This is a genomic window from Lentzea sp. NPDC020367, assembly GCF_044387305.1.
Lineage (GTDB): Bacteria > Actinomycetota > Actinomycetes > Mycobacteriales > Pseudonocardiaceae > Lentzea.
In genome coordinates, this window is record NZ_JBIRVV010000005.1 from 600,712 (window position 1) to 617,546 (window position 16,835).

20 protein-coding genes and 3 tRNA genes are annotated in these 16,835 nt (G+C 68.8%); 12 read left to right on the top strand and 11 right to left on the bottom strand.

The genetic code is table 11. The features are described from left to right. Position 1: 1 nt before the first annotated feature. Positions 2 to 499, top strand: coding sequence for a CGNR zinc finger domain-containing protein (locus ACH413_RS24755; RefSeq protein WP_360045347.1), 498 nt, complete (start codon positions 2 to 4; stop codon positions 497 to 499). Here the strand turns inward: ACH413_RS24755 and ACH413_RS24760 are convergent. Then, on the bottom strand, positions 472 to 1,719 hold the full coding sequence (locus tag ACH413_RS24760; RefSeq protein WP_396425144.1) for a DUF445 domain-containing protein: 1,248 nt from the start codon (positions 1,717 to 1,719) through the stop codon (positions 472 to 474). The genes ACH413_RS24755 and ACH413_RS24760 overlap by 28 nt on opposite strands. Before the next feature lie 29 nt (positions 1,720 to 1,748). On the opposite strand from ACH413_RS24760, the gene ACH413_RS24765 reads away from it, so the two are divergent. The 4 genes from ACH413_RS24765 to ACH413_RS24780 all read left to right on the top strand — a co-directional run bounded on the left by ACH413_RS24765 (position 1,749) and on the right by ACH413_RS24780 (position 5,886). Next, complete coding sequence (locus tag ACH413_RS24765) at positions 1,749 to 2,912, top strand: pyridoxal phosphate-dependent aminotransferase (RefSeq protein ID WP_360045349.1); 1,164 nt, start codon at positions 1,749 to 1,751, stop codon at positions 2,910 to 2,912. Between the two features lie 96 nt (positions 2,913 to 3,008). Continuing rightward, complete coding sequence (locus ACH413_RS24770) at positions 3,009 to 3,539, top strand: sigma-70 family RNA polymerase sigma factor (RefSeq protein ID WP_360045351.1); 531 nt, start codon at positions 3,009 to 3,011, stop codon at positions 3,537 to 3,539. Then, positions 3,536 to 3,895 (top strand): hypothetical protein, encoded by a 360-nt coding sequence (locus ACH413_RS24775; RefSeq protein ID WP_360045353.1) that lies wholly within the window; start codon positions 3,536 to 3,538, stop codon positions 3,893 to 3,895. The genes ACH413_RS24770 and ACH413_RS24775 overlap by 4 nt, the downstream gene beginning before the upstream one ends. Then, positions 3,892 to 5,886: a CHAT domain-containing protein gene (locus tag ACH413_RS24780; RefSeq protein ID WP_360045355.1), complete on the top strand. Its 1,995-nt coding sequence runs from the start codon at positions 3,892 to 3,894 to the stop codon at positions 5,884 to 5,886. Before ACH413_RS24775 ends, ACH413_RS24780 begins: the two co-directional genes overlap by 4 nt. On the opposite strand, the gene ACH413_RS24785 is transcribed toward ACH413_RS24780, so the two are convergent. Beyond that, entirely contained in the window at positions 5,856 to 6,566 is a 711-nt protein-coding gene (locus ACH413_RS24785) for a S8/S53 family peptidase (protein WP_360045357.1), read from the bottom strand. The two genes, ACH413_RS24780 and ACH413_RS24785, sit on opposite strands and share 31 nt — an antisense overlap. A 383-nt stretch (positions 6,567 to 6,949) precedes the next feature. On the opposite strand from ACH413_RS24785, the gene ACH413_RS24790 reads away from it, so the two are divergent. Beyond that, positions 6,950 to 7,741, top strand: a complete 792-nt coding sequence (locus ACH413_RS24790; RefSeq protein WP_360045359.1) for a hypothetical protein — start codon at positions 6,950 to 6,952, stop codon at positions 7,739 to 7,741. Between the two features lie 297 nt (positions 7,742 to 8,038). Here the strand turns inward: ACH413_RS24790 and ACH413_RS24795 are convergent, their stop codons facing one another. Beyond that, on the bottom strand, positions 8,039 to 9,475 hold the full coding sequence (locus ACH413_RS24795) for a PLP-dependent aminotransferase family protein (protein ID WP_360045361.1): 1,437 nt from the start codon (positions 9,473 to 9,475) through the stop codon (positions 8,039 to 8,041). A gap of 61 nt (positions 9,476 to 9,536) precedes the next feature. On the opposite strand from ACH413_RS24795, the gene ACH413_RS24800 reads away from it, so the two are divergent. Then, positions 9,537 to 10,190: a hypothetical protein gene (locus ACH413_RS24800; protein WP_360045363.1), complete on the top strand. Its 654-nt coding sequence runs from the start codon at positions 9,537 to 9,539 to the stop codon at positions 10,188 to 10,190. On the opposite strand, the gene ACH413_RS24805 is transcribed toward ACH413_RS24800, so the two are convergent. Both ACH413_RS24805 and ACH413_RS24810 read right to left on the bottom strand, forming a co-directional pair. Continuing rightward, positions 10,141 to 10,668, bottom strand: coding sequence for a Clp protease N-terminal domain-containing protein (locus tag ACH413_RS24805; protein ID WP_360045365.1), 528 nt, complete (start codon positions 10,666 to 10,668; stop codon positions 10,141 to 10,143). The genes ACH413_RS24800 and ACH413_RS24805 overlap by 50 nt on opposite strands. Next, positions 10,665 to 10,874 (bottom strand): helix-turn-helix domain-containing protein, encoded by a 210-nt coding sequence (locus ACH413_RS24810; protein ID WP_030473166.1) that lies wholly within the window; start codon positions 10,872 to 10,874, stop codon positions 10,665 to 10,667. The genes ACH413_RS24805 and ACH413_RS24810 overlap by 4 nt, the downstream gene beginning before the upstream one ends. A 61-nt stretch (positions 10,875 to 10,935) precedes the next feature. On the opposite strand from ACH413_RS24810, the gene ACH413_RS24815 reads away from it, so the two are divergent. Further along, positions 10,936 to 11,646, top strand: coding sequence for a hypothetical protein (locus ACH413_RS24815; protein WP_360045367.1), 711 nt, complete (start codon positions 10,936 to 10,938; stop codon positions 11,644 to 11,646). 49 nt (positions 11,647 to 11,695) lie between these two features. Here ACH413_RS24815 and ACH413_RS24820 read toward each other — a convergent pair. The 5 genes from ACH413_RS24820 to ACH413_RS24840 form a co-directional block, all read right to left on the bottom strand. Further along, a tRNA-Phe gene (locus tag ACH413_RS24820) sits at positions 11,696 to 11,769 on the bottom strand. Positions 11,770 to 11,783: 14 nt separating this feature from the next. Further along, positions 11,784 to 11,857, bottom strand: a tRNA-Asp gene (locus ACH413_RS24825). Positions 11,858 to 11,895: 38 nt separating this feature from the next. Next, positions 11,896 to 11,968: transfer RNA gene (locus tag ACH413_RS24830), tRNA-Glu, on the bottom strand. A 148-nt stretch (positions 11,969 to 12,116) separates the two neighbouring features. Then, a complete protein-coding gene (locus tag ACH413_RS24835; protein ID WP_360045369.1) occupies positions 12,117 to 12,746 on the bottom strand; it encodes a ScbR family autoregulator-binding transcription factor in 630 nt (209 codons plus the stop codon). Between the two features lie 125 nt (positions 12,747 to 12,871). Continuing rightward, positions 12,872 to 13,117 carry a hypothetical protein gene (locus ACH413_RS24840; protein ID WP_093605799.1) on the bottom strand — a complete coding sequence of 82 codons (246 nt, stop codon included), beginning with the start codon at positions 13,115 to 13,117 and terminating at the stop codon, positions 12,872 to 12,874. Between the two features lie 154 nt (positions 13,118 to 13,271). On the opposite strand from ACH413_RS24840, the gene ACH413_RS24845 reads away from it, so the two are divergent. The 4 genes from ACH413_RS24845 to ACH413_RS24860 all read left to right on the top strand — a co-directional run bounded on the left by ACH413_RS24845 (position 13,272) and on the right by ACH413_RS24860 (position 16,525). Continuing rightward, positions 13,272 to 13,532 carry a hypothetical protein gene (locus ACH413_RS24845; RefSeq protein ID WP_360045371.1) on the top strand — a complete coding sequence of 87 codons (261 nt, stop codon included), beginning with the start codon at positions 13,272 to 13,274 and terminating at the stop codon, positions 13,530 to 13,532. Positions 13,533 to 13,587: 55 nt separating this feature from the next. Further along, positions 13,588 to 13,794, top strand: coding sequence for a heavy-metal-associated domain-containing protein (locus tag ACH413_RS24850; protein ID WP_319976724.1), 207 nt, complete (start codon positions 13,588 to 13,590; stop codon positions 13,792 to 13,794). Continuing rightward, positions 13,794 to 15,977: a heavy metal translocating P-type ATPase gene (locus tag ACH413_RS24855; protein WP_360045373.1), complete on the top strand. Its 2,184-nt coding sequence runs from the start codon at positions 13,794 to 13,796 to the stop codon at positions 15,975 to 15,977. The genes ACH413_RS24850 and ACH413_RS24855 overlap by 1 nt, the downstream gene beginning before the upstream one ends. A gap of 242 nt (positions 15,978 to 16,219) precedes the next feature. After that, positions 16,220 to 16,525 carry a hypothetical protein gene (locus ACH413_RS24860; protein WP_355300455.1) on the top strand — a complete coding sequence of 102 codons (306 nt, stop codon included), beginning with the start codon at positions 16,220 to 16,222 and terminating at the stop codon, positions 16,523 to 16,525. A gap of 89 nt (positions 16,526 to 16,614) precedes the next feature. On the opposite strand, the gene ACH413_RS24865 is transcribed toward ACH413_RS24860, so the two are convergent. Beyond that, the gene (locus ACH413_RS24865; RefSeq protein ID WP_030477903.1) at positions 16,615 to 16,818 is read right to left on the bottom strand and encodes a cold-shock protein; all 204 of its coding nucleotides are present in this window, start codon (positions 16,816 to 16,818) and stop codon (positions 16,615 to 16,617) included. Positions 16,819 to 16,835: the final 17 nt, after the last annotated feature.

Here is a 16,835-nt window from a genome sequence, read left to right on the forward strand (position 1 = left end):
GGTGACTGGTCTGACTGTCGGCTGGGATCACGACGTCGAGCTGCTGCTCGACTTCCTGAACACTCGACACGTACTGGACAGTGAAGCCTCCTGGCGCGCGTGGGTGACCGAGCGCGGCCTGGGGCGGAGCAGTGAAATCGCGCAGGCGCGCGCCGCTCGGGCGGCACTGCGGTCGTCCATCGAGGGCTCGTCAGGGCCTCAGACGGCAGCAGGCGTCGTCCACATCGAGCTCACCGACGGCATCCCGGTGCTGTCGAGCTCGGACGCGCTCGGCGCGGTGCTCGCCGCGTCCGCCCGCCTCGCCGTGCTGGGCTCCTGGGAACGCTTCAAGATCTGTCCCGCCGACGACTGCCTGCGTGCGTTCTTCGACCGCTCCCGCAACCGCTCGCGCACCTGGTGCTCGATGCAGGTGTGCGGGAACCGGGAGAAGGCCCGCACGTTCCGAAAACGCACCCGCGCCCAGAACCCGCCTCAGAACAGCAAGCTGGCCGCGGTGTAGATCACCAGGCCGGCGAGCGCGCCGACCACGGTGCCGTTGATCCGGATGAACTGCAGGTCCCTGCCGACCTGCAGTTCGATCTTGCGCGAGGTCTCCTCCGCGTCCCAGCGCTCGACCGTGTCCGTGATCAGCGTGGTGATCTCCGCGCGGTAGTTGGCGACGACGTACCCGGCGGCCTGCTCCAGCCAGCCGTCGACCTTGGCGCGCAGTTCGAGGTCGTCGGTGAGGTTGGTGCCGAGCGTGATCAGGCCCTGCGTGACGCGCTTGCGCAGTTCGCTGGACGGGTCCTCGGCGGCGTCGATGAGCATCTTCTTGGCCGTGCCCCAAGCGCTGCTGATCAGCTTCTGGACGTCCGGGTGCGTGATGACCTGCTGCTTGACCTGCTCGGCGCGCTGCATGGTGGCCGGGTCGGTCTGCATGTCGCTGGAGAACTCGATCAGGAACTGGTCGACGGCGAGCCGCATCGGGTGGTTGACGTCGGTCTTGACCGCCCAGGCGAAGTTGACCAGCTCCGTGTAGACCTTGTCGCCGAGCAGCGCGTCGACGAACTTGGGCGACCACGTGGGCGCACGGTCCGTGACGATGAGGCTGACCTTGTCGGAGTTGTCGCGCACCCACTCGTAGGCGCGGTCGCACATGAGGTCGACGAGCTTGTGGTGCGCGCCGTCCGTCAGGACCTGGTTGAGCAGCTTGCCCAGCGGCGGACCCCAGGGCTTCTCGGTGACCCGCTTGACGATGGCCTGTTCGAGGACGGCCTGGACCTCTTCGTCCTTGAGGACCGTGATCGCGCCCTTGATGACGTTCGCGAGCTCGTTGGTGATCCGTTCGGCGTTCTCGGGCTGCTTGATCCAGGCGCCGGCGCGTTCCGCGATGCCGGCCCTCCTGAGCTTGTCCTGCACGACCTCGGGACTGAGGAAGTTGACGCCCACGAAGTCGCCGAGCGTCTGCCCGAACATGTTCTTGCGTTCGGGGATGATCGCAGTGTGGGGGATCGGCAACCCCAGTGGCCTGCGGAAAAGGGCGGTGACGGCGAACCAGTCGGCGAGCGCGCCGACCATGCCGGCCTCGGCGGCAGCCCGCACGTACCCGACCCAGGCGCCCTCGAAGGCGTGCGTGCCGAAGAAGATGACCGTCGCGCCTATCAGGAAGCTCGTCGCGACGAGCTTCATCTTGCGCAGGTCCGTGCGCTTCTGCTGGTCAGCGGCGGTCAGTTGCTCCACAACACCATTGTCCGTGAAGATCCTGCGTTGTGCGGGTACCGGCGCTAGTTCCTCGTTTGCAGCCGTTCACGTCGACCATCTTCGCGGAGATGACGGCGCTGGCCGTGCAGCACGACGCCGTCAACCTCGGTCAGGGCTTCCCCGACACCGACGGCCCGGCGTCGATGCTCCAGGCCGCCCAGTCGGCGATCGCGTCGGGCGTGAACCAGTACCCGCCCGGCCCCGGCATGCCGGTGCTGCGGCGCGCCGTCGCCGCCCACCGCTCGCGGTACGGGCTCTCGTACGACCCGGACACCGAGGTCCTGGTGACCGTCGGCGCCACCGAGGCGATCGCCGCGTCGTTGCTGGCGCTGGTCGAGGCCGGCGACGAAGTGATCCTGATCGAGCCGTACTACGACTCGTACGCCGCCTCCGTGGCCATGGCCGGCGCGACGCGGGTGACCGTGGGCCTGCGCGAGGACGAGTCGGGCCGCCTGGCGTTGGACGTGGACGCTCTGCGCGCCGCCGTGACGCCTCGGACTCGAGCCATCCTGGTCAACTCGCCGCACAACCCGACCGGCACCGTGTTCCGCTTGGAGGAGCTCCAAGCAATCGCCTCTTTGTGCGTCGAGCACGACCTGCTGGCGATCACCGACGAGGTCTACGAGCACCTGGTGTTCGACGGACTTGTCCACATCCCGCTGGCCTCGCTGCCGGGAATGGCGCCGCGGACGCTGTCGATCTCGGGCGCCGGCAAGACGTTCAACTGCACCGGCTGGAAGATCGGCTGGGTCTGCGGTCCCGCCGAACTGGTCTCGGCGGTCCGCGCGGCCAAGCAGTTCATGACCTTCGTGGGCGGCGCACCGTTCCAACCCGCCGTCGCTCACGCACTGACCGCCGAACTGGACTGGGTCACCGGGCTGCGCGACTCCCTCGCGTCGAAGCGCGCGCGTCTGGCCGAGGGCCTGCGTGCGGCCGGTTTCGAGGTGCGTTCCTCTGAGGGCACGTACTTCATCTGCGCCGACGTGCGTCCCCTCGGCCACACCGACGGCCTGGCCCTGTGCCGCGAACTGCCCGCCCGGATCGGCGTCGCCGCCGTCCCCGTCCAGGTGTTCACCGACCGCCCCGCGGACTGGCAGCACCTGATCCGTTTCGCGTTCTGCAAGCAGGACGCCGTGATCGACGAAGCCGTGGAGCGCCTCCACAAGCTGTAGTTGTCCACAGCTGTGGATGAGTTTCTCCACAACTGTGGACAACCCACTTTCGGGTGAGCCAGGGAGCCTCAGGCCCGGGGTTCGACTCCAAATGGCATGGACTCGAACACTGAGGTTCTCGTGGCTTGGCGTTCCGGCCTGTCCGGCTGGGACGCCCTGGTCGACCGCTACTCCTGCCTGGTCTGGTCGGTGCCCAGATCGTTCCGCCTGAGCCACGCCGACGCCGCCGACGTCTACCAGTGCACCTGGCTCTGCCTGGCAGAACACCTGACTCGCCTCCGAGAACCGGAACGCCTCGGCACCTGGCTGGTCCGTACCGCCACCCGCCAGTCGATCGCCGTCCTGCGGACCCGAGGCCGCGAGGTGTCCTACGACCTGTGGGAGCCGACCTCCGTCCTGCCGACGCCCGACGAGGTCGCGATCACCACCGATCGGCAGCGCCGGCTCTGGTCCGCGCTGACGACCTTGAACGAACGGTGCCAGCGCCTCCTGCGGATCGCCGCCCACAGCCCCGAACTGAGTTATGCACAGGTTGCCGACGCCCTGGGGATGAAGGTGGGGAGCGTTGGCTCCACGCGCAGCCGCTGCCTCGCTGAGCTGCGGCGGAAGCTGGAGGACCTGCGATGAGGGACTCGCTGCTCGACGAGATCGCCGGCCTCTTCCACTCGGACGCCCCACCGGCCGCACTCACCCCGCGCCCGACCGGCCTCGAACCCATGGCCCCTGTGGACGAACCGGTCCGCGGCCCCTCCCGCCAGCTCGTCTTCCACCTCGGCACCGGCCGCCTGCACCTGCGGCTGGACCCCGGCCACCTGACCGGAGTGCTGGACGAGCGCAGCGTCTCCGTCGAGATCCACTCGCCGTCCGCCGTCCAAGCCCTGCGACCCGATGCCGAGGGCTGGTTCCGCGCCACCGTCCACCCCGGCCCGGTGTGCGTGACCGTCCCCGAACTCGGCCTCACGACGGGCTGGTTCGTCGCGTGAGCGCCAGCGCCGATCCACAGGCCACCATCGCGAAGACCGAGGTCCGCGGCACGACAGCCCAGCGCGCCGACGCGTTGCACGACCTGAGCGTCGCCCACGCCGAGCTCGGCCACCTCGACGTCGCCGCGCGGTTCGCCCAGCGCGGGCTGCGGCTCAGCGGAGAGGCGCGGTTCCACCTCACGCTCGCGTGGATCGACCTGGATCGAGGCCGCCGCAAGCAGAGCCTCCACCACCTGGACCTCGCCACACCCCATCTGCGTGGCGGGGAACTGGCGCGGGCGAGGTGTCTGCGCGGGCTGCACCTCTGTCAGTCGGCTGAACCGCGGCTGGCGATCGCCGAGCTCACCGCGGTCATCAGGGAGTTGCGCAGGTACGGCGACGAGCGGTGGCTGGCCAACGCGCTGATCGGGCGTGGGATCGCCCGGTGCAACGCGACCAAGCTGGTGCCGGCCGAGGCTGACTTCCGTGCCGCGCAGACGTTGTCGCTGGCGATGGGCGAGCCGGGACGGGCGGCGATGTGCTTGCACAACAGGGGGTTCGTGGCGATGCTCGCCGGGGATCTGCCGCTCGCGCTCCGCAGGTACGAGGAGGCCGCGAAAGCCGGTCTCGACTCGGCCAGCCGGCCGGAGGCGCTCGTGGACCGGGCCGAGGCGTTGCTCGCGGCCGGGCTCACGGCGGAGGCGCGGCGGGTGCTGGCGCCTGCGATGGAGCTGTTGCGGCGCTGCAATCGGCACGTTCCCGAGCTGGCGGTGTTGAGCGCGCGGTGTGCGTTGCGTGACGGCGATCCGGGTCCCGCGCTTCGTCACGGCGGCACGGATGTCGAGTTCCTGTTGGCTGCCGGGAAGCTTGATGCCGTTGCGGCGCATCGGTTTCGCGGGCCCGTGCAGACGCGGGCGCTCGGGTGGCTCGCGCAGGCACGACGCTCGAACAGGCGAGGCGCGCTGGCTGCGTGCAGGGCGGGGCTCAGGTTGCTCGACGCGCATCACGGCGACTGGCCTCGTCGTGAGCTGACCGGGCATGCGCTCGGGTTGGCCAGGACCGCTCGCGAGGTGCTGCACTGGTCGGAGCAGCATCGCGCCTCGGTTTCCTTGCCTTCCAACGACCCTGAGCTGGCGCAGGCGCTCACGAACCTGCGGCGGGCGAGAGCGTTCGGACTGCCGTTGGAAGCGCTGGAGAGGGATGTCCGGAGGCTGACTCTTGCTTCCCGGCGCGCAAGACCGAGCGGAACGGCCCGGGCCGAACTGCCCCTGATCAGTTTCATCGTCCACGAAGGACAGATGAGAGCGGTCACGCTGATCGACGGACATGCCCGGATGCGAGTGATTCCCGAACCCGCCGAACTCGTCCGCACCACGAAACTCGCGCTGCAGTCAGGACGCGCCATCACCACGGATCTCCTGCCGGACGCGGAGGAGGTCGTCGTGATCCCCGACGGCGTGCTCCACGAGATGCCGTGGGCAGCCCTCGGCCATCGAGTCCACGTCATCCCGTCGCTGCGGCATTGGCGGCCGGACAGCCACGGCGGGCATCGAGTCTGGGTCACCGGTCCCGGCCTGCAGAACGATGAAGTGCCCGCACTGCAGAAGAAACACGGCGGAACGATCGCGAAATCCACTGTGGAATCAACTCTCAGAACGCTGGAAGGCGCCGGGATCGCGCACATCGCGGCGCACGGGCACGTCAACCCGGACAACCCGCTGTTCTCCTACCTCGAACTCGAGGACGGCCCGCTGTACGGCTACGACATCGCCAGGATCGAGCACCCGCCCGAGATCGTCGTCCTGTCCGCCTGCGAGTCGGGCCTGGCCCGTGCGTTCCTCGACGCCGGCACGAGAGCGGTCATCGCGACCACCCTCACCGTGCCGGACGCGCAGGTCAGCGAGGCCATGGCCGAGGTCCACCGCCGCATCGGACACCCCGCCGAGGCCGCGCGAGCAGTCGCGCACCTCGGGTTCAGCTGCTACGGCACCGGGACCAAGGTGGCAGCGTGAAGCGCGGCCGCGAACGACGTGCCGGTGCACAGCAGTTGCGACGAGCCGACCGTGGCCGGCACGTCGACGCCGGACACGACCACGTCCACCCACGGCCCGTGCCCCGAGAAGGCTTCGGAAGCACCCACCGCCGTGACGTCAGGCAGGGCGGCGGGCCACCAGGGGCGCGCGGAGCCGCCGTTGCCCGCCGCGGCCACGACGTTGGAACCGCAGCCCGACAGCACGGGCGGGCACTCGTCGTTGAACGAGTAGGTGCCGGACGCGACCAGCACCACCGGCAGGTCGCGAGTGGCCTTCAACGCCGCGGCCAGGGTCAGGTCGTCGCCGAAGCCCGAGGCACCCAGGACGGGGAACGGACGCACCGAGGCGCCGTGGTGGCGGAGGACACCGGCGACCAACGCTCCGTGCGGCGCGTCAAGAGGGGTGTCGAGCAACGCGACCGTGCCTTCGCCCAGCAGGTCCGGGAGGCGCTCGCCCACCACCGGACGGGAGGTGCCGATCATGATCGGGCAGGCGAGGTGGACGTGGTTCGGCGTTGCACCCACCTCAAGCGCGATGGCGACGACGCGCTCCCGTTCGGACGCTTTCAGGTGCATGCGGAGGACGCCGGAAGCGATCTCCTCGTGGGAGTAGACGCCCCGCAAACGCTTGCGCACAGTGGGTGCGTCCGCTGGCAGCACGATCAGTTCCCCCGAACGGACCAAGCACTCGTTTGGGCCCGCTGGATCGTGCACGACCACGGGGCCGAGCGCTTCGGAGGCGTGATCGACCAGCTCAGAGAGGCTGCTGACCTGCTTTGGCGCGTCCACATCGGACACCATCCCCCGGCGCGACACGGTCCACAGGGGACCGAGGCACAAAGTCACTCGATCCGATGACGACACTGACGGTGTTCATGCCAGATCAGGGCAACACGGACAGCCGCACGAGACCGCCCTTCCGGGTGTTTCGCGCCGAGTTGGTTCGCAAAGTCACTCACCGGTGCTAGACATAGCTCTACGTCGACCTCCGACGGCGCACTGTGCGTTGAGGTGACCTGAAACGGTGGACGGGTGGTGATCCTGTGGCGAGTGGTGGAGTTGGTGCACTGCTGCTGCGGACCGCTGCGCTCGGCGGGCTGACCGCCGCCGCCTGGTTGCTGAGCGGGACGACCGCGTCCGCCAGTCCCGAGGAACCCCCGGCCGTCGAGATCACCACCGAGACCGCCGCCGAGGCCCCGAAGCTGCTGGAGGATCCCGCCGGGTGGGCCGAGGCCTTCACCGCGTCGGTGATCGAGAAGCACCAGCCGGCCAGGATCGTGCCGCCGCCCGTCGTGACGAGGCCCGCGGAGGAAGAGCCCCAGGAGGAAGAGGACGAGGGTCCGATCCTCGACTTCACCGGCGGCTCGCAGGGCAACACCCGCTCCGGCTCCGTCTCGAACGAGGCGCCGCCCGAGGTCATCGCGGCGAAGGCTCAGGTCCGCGCCGCCAAGGTCGCCGCGAAGCTCGCGGCCGAACTCCCGCCGCCGCCTCCGCCGCCCGCAGCACCTGTCGCGGCGGTCAAGAAGTCCGTGCCGCTTTTGCCCGATCTTCCGGTGTCCGCTCCCGTGAAGACCGAGCCCACACCCGTGAGCGACCTCACCTGGTCCACTCCCGGTCCCGACTCCCCGCTGCCCGCTCCCCAGCAGGCACCCGTGGTCGCCACGGCCTCCGCGTCGTCCGGCCACACCGACAACTCCGGCGGCACGCGCGGCGTGCTCGCCGTTCTGACGTCGCACAACTCGCTCTTCCCGCCCGCCACGTGGTCGGTCGAGGAGCGTCGCGACGGCACTGAGCCCGGCAGCATTCCGGGCCTGCCCAGCACGTCACCCGACTGAGTCCGACAGGACCAGTCTGCCCTCTGCGCGATTTGTGACCGTCTCGTTCCGTCGCGCCAGTAACTCCTCCTCTTATTTCCCGTTGTACGCAAGGAACCCCCAGTCTTCCTGACCTGCCAACCGCGCCCTGGCAGGTCGGGTCTGGTCCGAGTGCCGCGCTGCCCCCGCAGTCTCGGACCGCACGGGAAACCTGCGGACGGGGAACGTCAATCCCTGGGACGTTCCCCGCCGCAGGCCTCTCGTTGGCAAGTTCGTCGGCCCGGTCTCCCCCGCTGCGGGAGACCGGGCCGACGTGTTTCACGCGACCGGTACCGAGAGGTCGGCATCCGCCGGAAACCCTGTTCCTGCAACGGATGCAGCTACCACACCCAAACGGCCGATCGCTTCACGCAGCACTTCGGGCGACTGCGTGTACGGCACTCGGAGCATCTGCTCGCAGCCCCCGTGCACCGCGAACCGAGGGCCGGGGACGAGCCGCAGGCCGTGGTTCTGCGCCACCACCGCGATGCGCGTGCTCAGCGGGCCGTCGAGCGTGCACCACACCCCGAGCCCACCGGCCGGCACGTCGAAACTCCACTGTGGACAATGTTCCCGCAACGCCGCGACCGCCACGTCCCGTTGCGCGAGCGCCTCCGCACGTCGTTGCCCCAGCACGGTTTCCGGCGACTCCAGCAACGCGGCGAGCACGAGCTGCTCGAACACCGGTGTGCCCAGGTCGATCGCCGCCCGCGTGGACAGCAACCGGTGCACGATGTCCGAGGACGCCCTGATCCACCCGATCCGCAGTCCGCCCCAGTGCGACTTGCTCGCGGATCCCAGCGTCACCACCGAATCCCCGCCGAACGCGGCCATCGGCAACGGCGGCTCCGCCGAGTCCAGCGCGAGTTCCACCAACGTCTCGTCGACGACCAGCGGAGTGCGCGCCTTGCGCAGCACCGCGGAAAGCATCTCCCGCGCCTCGGACGACATCCGCAGTCCGGTCGGGTTCTGGAAGTCCGGGATCAGATAGGCCAACCGGGGACCCGCCTGACGCAACGCGGCCTCGAACCCGTCCAGATCCCAGCCGTCACTCAGCATCGGCACGGGCACCGGGATGCCGAACGACGCCCGCACCGCCTCCAGCGCGTTGGGGTAGCTCGGCTGCTCGACCAGCACCCGGTCGCCGGGCCCGACGAAGAGCCGCAGCACCAACGCCCACGCGTGCTGCGCCCCGGACGTCACCACGATCTGGTCGGGCGACGTCGGCAGCCCGCGAGCCGTGTACCGGTCCGCGATCCGTTGCCGCAGCACCGGAAGCCCCCGTTCGTCGTACCCGTGCGACGCGAGGTGCTCCGGCATCTGACCCAACGCGACGTCCATCGCGATCCGCACGGACGGCAGCGCGGGAGGCGCGGCGCGGGACAGGTCGATCAACGTGTCGTCGACCCCCGTGATGCCACCCCCGGCACCGACGGGCCCGTTGATCCACGACCCGGCTCCGCGCCGCGACTCCACGACCCCCTCGGCCCGCAGCTGGTCCAGCGCGGCGGTGATGGTGGTGCGGCTCACGGGCAGCGCTTCGGTCAGCTCGCGTTCGGACGGCAGCCGGGTCCCCACCGGCAGCCGGCCGTCCGCGACCAGCAGTTTCATCGCCGCGACGAGATCGACGACGCACTGCCGGGCCCCGCCACGACGCCATTCGCCGAGCAGTCGGGCCAGTCGAGCACCGGATATACGTCCACCTGGTGGGAGCATGAGGCCAATTATGCCGAATTGGCTATGGATTACCAGGCCAATCGAGGCGCAACATGGCCACATGGCCTCCATGACCGCACTCCACCAGGTCTCCGTCCGGATCTCACCCGCCCGTCGCCTTCCGCAGCTCTTCGCAGGGCTGTGGCTCTACGGCGCGAGCATGGCGATGCAGATCCGCGCGACCCTCGGCCTGAACCCGTGGGACGTGCTGCACGAGGGCCTCGCGAACCGCACCGGCCTGAGCTTCGGCCTGATCACCGCCATCACCGGCGTCCTGGTGCTGCTGGCGTGGATCCCGCTGAAGCAGAGGCCGGGCATCGGCACGATCGCGAACGTCGTGCTCATCGCCGTCAGCGTCGACGTGACGCTCGCGATCCTGCCCGCGCCGCAGGGGCTGCTGCCCAGAATCGTGTTCCTGACGCTGGGCATCGTCCTGAACGCCGTCGCGTTCGCCGCGTACGTCGGCTCCCGCCTCGGACCGGGCCCGCGCGACGGCCTGGTCACCGGATTCTGCCGCCGCACAGGCATTTCCCTGCGCGTCACGCGGACCGTGCTCGAACTGATCGTGCTCGGCACCGGCTGGCTGCTCGGCGGCACGGTCGGCATCGGCACGGTCCTCTACGCGCTCGGCATCGGCCCGCTCGCGCAGCTGTTCCTGCCCGCGCTCACGTGGCGCGAGCGCTCGCGGCCCGTTTGCGAATCTCCTCGTACGTGACGCCTCGCTCGATCAGCACCTCGGCCACGATTCCCTTGCCCTGCAACAGAGCCAGCACGATGTGCTCCGCACCCAGGTAGTTGTGGCCGAGGTCGCGCGACTCGCGCAGCGACTTCTCCAGCGCCTTCTTGAAGTCCGAGTCCAGTGGCATCCCGAACCACCGCCGGCGCGGGCCGGGCCGCAGCACCCCGGTGCCGAGCGACTGCTCCACCGAGTCGATCACCGCGTCGACGTCGATTCCCAAGCCCCGCAACGCTTCCGCGTCCGCCTTGGTGAGCCCGCCCTTGCGCCGGTAGTCGCGGAACGCCGTCTCCAGCTCGTCCCGCGGCAGGTCGAACCCCGCCAGCACCGGCGCGTCGAGCAGCGCCAGCAGCAGGAACTCGACGCCGACCTCACCGGCGTGGACTTGTTCCGCATCCCGCACCGCGGTCTTGACCGCCTCACGGGCTTCCTTGGTGAACCTCTCCGCGATCATCATCGACCCCCGTGCTTCTTGTGGACCGCCTGGCGGGACACCCCGAGTTCCGCCGCGATGTCCTGCCACGACCAACCCTGTGCCCGCGCGCTGCGGACCTGGGCGGCCTCGAGATGTTCCAGCAGTCGCCGCAACGCGCTGACGGCCCGCAACCCGACCTTCGGGTCACGATCCCCAGCCGCTGTGGCGAGATCCGTCGCTTCCGTCATGATGTCAACGTACGTTGACAACTCGGATCCGTCAACCAATGTTGACACGTACGGTGGGACCGTGAAGATCGAGACCGCCGAGCAGGGGGCTCCGGGCCGAGTCACCGAGGATCGGATCAGGGTTCTGCCGAACGCCGTCGTCGTGCTCGACGGCGTGACGTCGCGAACCAGACCGCCTGATCGCAACGGTGGCTGGTACGCCTCAGAACTCGCCGGCGAACTGGCCGGGCTGATCAACGCCACCGACCCGTTGCCCGGCCTTCTCGCCCGGGCCATCACGAATCTCGTCGAGAAGCACGACCTGGTCCTCGACGACTCCCCGTCGTCCACCGCGGCGATCGTCCGCTGGAACGACGACACGATCGACGCGCTCGTCCTGTGCGACACCCCGATCGTCGCGTTCGGACAGTCCACCCGAGTGCTCGAGGACACCAGGCTCGAAGACCTCCGGCCGGACCCGGACATCCTGCGGTGGAAGAACAAGCCGGGCGGTTACTGGGTCGCGGAGGCCGATCCCGTCGCGGGACACCAGGCCCTGACCGCGTCCTGGCCCCGGACGGAAGTCGACTGTGTGATCGCTCTCACAGACGGCGTCTCCTGCGGGGTGTCCGACTACGGACTCTTCGACTGGGAGGACCTGAGGCAATTGCCACTGGGCGAAGTGCTCGACCGAATCCGGGAAGCCGAGCACGGTGATTCGGAGCACAAGCGTTGGCCCCGCTACAAAACACACGACGACCAAGCCATCGCTCGAATCAACTTCAGCGCATAAACGAAAGAAGCCCTCGCAGCGTTCTGCGAGGGCTTCTTTCGAAGAAGGATGGCCAGGGGCGGGGTCGAACCGCCGACCTACCGCTTTTCAGGCGGTCGCTCGTACCAACTGAGCTACCTGGCCATGGAAAAGAAAAGCGACCCAGACGGGACTCGAACCCGCGACCTTCGCCGTGACAGGGCGACGCGCTAACCAACTGCGCCACTGGGCCTTGCTCTTGCTTGTCGTACCTTACCGTACTTTACTGCGTGCCCCCAACGGGATTCGAACCCGCGCGACCGCCTTGAAAGGGCGGGATCCTAGGCCGCTAGATGATGGGGACTAGCTGGTCTCTGGAAGCATCGTAAGCATATGCCATAGGTCCACGCATCTCCAAAACGGGGTCCCACTTATGCGTTGACCTGCCGAAACCCCCTCCGGGCCGAGATCGAGCAGATCAACAAACGCCTGTTCAGGGCCTTCGAGGCCCTTCACGGGGTTTCAGACGCAGTTTGTGATCCAGACAACTTCCAGTCCGAAGACGCCACGCAGGGCAGCACGTGCCCCAGAACCTCGCGGATCCGCGCGGGGAAGTCGGCACACGCCGTCGTCGCGGAGGAGATCAACCGCGAACCGAGCGCCGCGCTGCACAACGTCCGCGCGACGGCCTCCGGATCGGTACCGGGACGCAGGTCCCCGCGCTCGGCCGCCTCGATCACGTAGGCGGCGACGAGCTTCTCCCACATGACGTGCGTGCTCGGGACGCCCGGATACCCGACCTCGCGATCGGCGTTGAGGCGCACGCCGGCACGCAGCACCACGTCGGCGGCCATCCGGTCGGCCGACTCGGCGAACATCCCGTGCAGGGCGCTGAGCGGGTCGAGGCCACGTACCCGCCACGACTCCCGCAGCTGCGCCCACAGTTCGCTCTGCCGTTCGACCAGGGCGTCCGCCACCGCTTCCTTGGAGGGGAAGTGGAAGTAGAACGCGCCCTTGGTCAGCCCGGCGCGCGCGAGCACGGCGGTCAGCGACGTGCGCTCGTAGCCGAGCCGGTCGAACTCCTCCGCCGCGGCGCGGAGTATCGCCTCGCGTGTCGCGTACGCCCGATCCTGCTGGGGCATGGGTGAAGGTTAGCCGTTGCCGCTAAAGAGACCCGTGGGTATGTTTCGGGATGCGGCCCTGCTCCGCAGACGCGCTCCGGGGGGTGCGCGCCTGGAGTCAGGGCCGCTTTCGCGTGCGCACGCCGTCACCGTTGTGCCGGTGGCAACCCGCCGTCCTCGCCCGGTGACAGGCCCAGCATGTCCAGGAGCATCCGGCAGTCCTCGGCGCCCAGAGCGCTTCGGGCCACCGCGAGCCTGGCTCGATGAACCTGATCGTCGGAGATCCGCGAGGGTTCTCCGCTCCGCTGGGCCGGCACGTTCGGCCCGCCCTGTCGCGACATGCTGTCGTCCTGTGTGAACAGGAACTTCCGCACTTCCAGTGACCCGCTCATTGCACCCTCCCCGACTTGAGGTGTGGCGCGAGGCTAAGCGACCTGGGACAACGGCCGCAGCCCCCCGCAGAGTGATTCCACCGCCACCCAGCGTTACTTTCCGTACTGGTGCGTTGCGTACCTCGTGGGGAACAGGCCAGTGGATGATGGACCGATGACCGACCCCAAGCCGGAGCCTTCCCCCGATGCAGAGGGCCAAAACGCGTCTCAGTCACCGCCCGAGGTCGACCAGGAGGCGATCTTCCAGGCGCTCAGCGGCATCAACCTGAACACGATCGACGCCGACATCGAGTCCGCGTTCGGTTCGAGGCTGGCCGAGCTCGACAAGATGCTCGAAGGCCTCGACGACCTGGTCAACAAGATCGAGGGCGACCTCCACAACCTGGACCAGCCCAAACCCGAGAGTCCTCAGTAGATCCCTTACCCCAGGGGGGTATAGACTCGGAGCCCCGTACAGAGAAAGGGCTCTCATGTCCGTCACTGCCACCTACACCGTCACCGGCATGACCTGCGGCCACTGCGTCAGCTCCGTCACCGAGGAGCTGACCGAGGTCAGCGGCGTCACGGGCGTCGACGTCGTCCTCGAGACCGGCGCCGTGACCGTCACCAGCGACCGCGAACTCGGCCGTGACGAGGTCGTCGCCGCCGTGACCGAGGCCGGGTACAAGGTCGCCTGATGACCACCACCGAGCCTCGTCACGTCGAGCTCGCGATCAGCGGCATGACGTGCGCTTCCTGTGCGAATCGCATCGAACGCAAGCTGAACAAGCTCGACGGCGTCTCCGCCACTGTGAACTACGCGACCGAGAAGGCCAGCGTTCAGTTCCCGGACGGCCTGCGCGTGGACGACCTGGTGTCGACCGTGCGCGCGGCGGGGTACGACGCCGAGGAGCCGCGGCCGGAGGCTCCCGAGGTGGACGAGGCCGGTGAGCTGCGGCTGAGGGTCACCCTCGCCGCGGTGCTCGGCGTGCCGGTGATCGCGTTCTCGATGGTCCCGGCGTGGCAGTTCCCCACCTGGCAGTGGGTGTCGCTGGCGTTGGCGAGCGTGGTCGTGTGGGTGTGCGGCTGGCCGTTCCACCGTGCGGCCGCCGTCAACGCACGGCACGGCGCCAGCACCATGGACACCCTCGTCTCGATGGGCGTCACGGTCTCGTACCTGTGGTCGCTCTACGCGCTGGTGTTCGGCGAGGCCGGGACGATCGGCATGCGGCACGAGTTCAGCCTGCTGCCGCGGCCCACCACCTCCGGTGACATCTACCTGGAGGTCGCGGTCGGCGTGACCGTGTTCCTGCTGCTCGGGCGCTGGCTGGAGGCCCGGTCGAAGCGCAGCGCGGGCGCGGCCCTGCGGTCGTTGCTCGCGCTCGGCGCCAAGGACGTTGCGGTGCTGCGCGACGGCGTCGAGACCCGCGTGCCGATCGGCCGGCTTCGGACCGGCGAACGGTTCGTGGTCCGTCCGGGTGAGCGCATCGCCACTGACGGCCTAGTGGTCGAGGGCAGTTCGGCTGTGGACCGCTCGATGGTCACCGGGGAATCGGTGCCGGTCGAGGTCGGTGTGGGCGATTCCGTGGTCGGCGGGACGGTCAACGCCGGCGGCCGGTTGGTCGTCGAGGCCTCGAGCGTCGGCGCGGACACGCAACTGGCGCGGATGGCCAAGCTGGTCGAGCAGGCCCAGGCGGGCAAGGCCCAGGTGCAACGGCTGGCGGACCGGGTGTCCTCCGTCTTCGTCCCGGTCGTCGTGCTGATCGCCCTCGTGTCGTTCGGCGCGTGGCTGCTGGCCGGTCGTCCGCTGGAGTTCGCGGTGACGACGGCGGTGGCGGTGCTCGTGATCGCGTGCCCGTGCGCTTTGGGACTGGCGACGCCGACGGCGTTGCTCGTCGGCACCGGGCGTGGCGCTCAGCTCGGGATCCTGGTGAAGGGTCCCGAGGTGCTGGAGTCGACGCGGCGCGTGGACACCGTCGTGCTGGACAAGACCGGCACTGTCACGACAGGACGCTTGACGCTGGTCGACGTGATCCCCGCGGACGGCGCGGCACGCGACGAGGTGCTGCGGTTCGCGGCGGCCGTCGAGAACGCGTCCGAACATCCCATCGGCGCGGCGATCGTCCGCGAGGCCGATGACGTGCCGCCGGTGTCGGACTTCGTTTCCACGGACGGCGTGGGCGTCAGCGGAGTGGTCGAAGGCCGCCGTGTCGTCGTCGGCCGGGTGCGCAACGTTTCGCTTCCGCCCGAGCTGACTGAGGCCCTGGTTGCACACACAACTCGGACTGTTGTCGCGGTTTCCTTTGATGACAAGGTTGTCGGAATCGTCGTCGTGTCGGACGTCGTGAAACCCACGTCCGCACAAGCGATTGCGGAACTCAAGGGACTCGGCCTGCGCCCGGTGTTGCTGACCGGCGACAACGCCGCCGTGGCCGCCGAGGTCGCGGCCGAGGTGGGCATCGACGAGGTCATCGCCGACGTCCTGCCCTCCGGCAAAGTCGAAGCGGTCCGGAATCTCCAGGCACAGGGCCGAGTTGTGGCCATGGTCGGCGACGGCGTGAACGACGCGCCGGCGCTCGCGGCCGCGGATCTGGGGCTGGCCATGGGAACCGGGACCGACGTCGCGATCGAGGCGAGCGACCTGACGCTCGTGCGCGGCGACCTGCGCGTGGCGGCGGACGCGATTCGGTTGTCCCGCAAGACCTTGGGCACCATCAAGGGGAATCTCTTCTGGGCGTTCGCCTACAACGTCGCTGGACTTCCACTCGCGGCACTGGGCCTGCTGAACCCCATGATCGCGGGTGCCGCGATGGCCTTCAGCAGCGTGTTCGTTGTTACCAACAGCTTGCGACTACGGGGTTTCCGTCCATCGGCAGCATAAGAATCTCGTTGCGAACACTCCCCATCGAGCGCGTGCGCATGCAACAATCCAAAAGCTGACACACCCCCGGTCAGCGCCTGTGGAGATCCCCTCCGGCCCCCGCGTTCCTCCCCCTGGCGCGGGGGCCTCTCCATGCTCGGGGACGCTCCTCGGAGATCCACTCTGAGTAGAGCCATTTACACCTTGGGGTGACCCGGCTCACAGGGGTTTGGCTTCCGTGACCGAGCCGTTATCGTGTCCCGGTGCCCATTGGATCCCTCGGACGCTCCAAGTCCGGCCGTCACCGCCCCGCGGACGAACCGCAGCAACCGGAGACGTCGCACGACGAAGAGCTGACCTCTTACCTCGCCGCCCTGGCCCCGGACTCGGACAACGAGACCACCGCGTCGGGCTTCGGCAGCGCGCAGGTGTACCAGCTCAGGCTGCAGCTCATGGCCAACGAGCAGCTCAAGGAGCTCGCCGCCGAGCGCCAGACCTCCCCGCAGGCTCTCGCCACGGAGTGGGTCATGCAGCGCCTGGAGTGGGAAGCGCGGCAGCGCGGCCACTAGACCCAGACAGAACGAAGAAGGACCCTCGACCGAGCCCGGTCGAGGGTCCTTCTCACGTACGACTCAACTGCGGCGTATTACAGATCTGATCAGACCGCGCGGACGTTCTGGGCCTGCGGACCCTTGGTGCCCTGGCCGACCTCGAACTCCACTCGCTGGTTCTCCTCCAGGGTGCGGAAGCCCTGACCCTGGATCTCCGAGTAGTGGACGAAGACGTCAGCGCCGCCGTTGTCCTGGGCGATGAAACCAAAGCCCTTCTCGGAGTTGAACCACTTGACAGTGCCCTGTGCCATGTACCTGCCTCCATCGC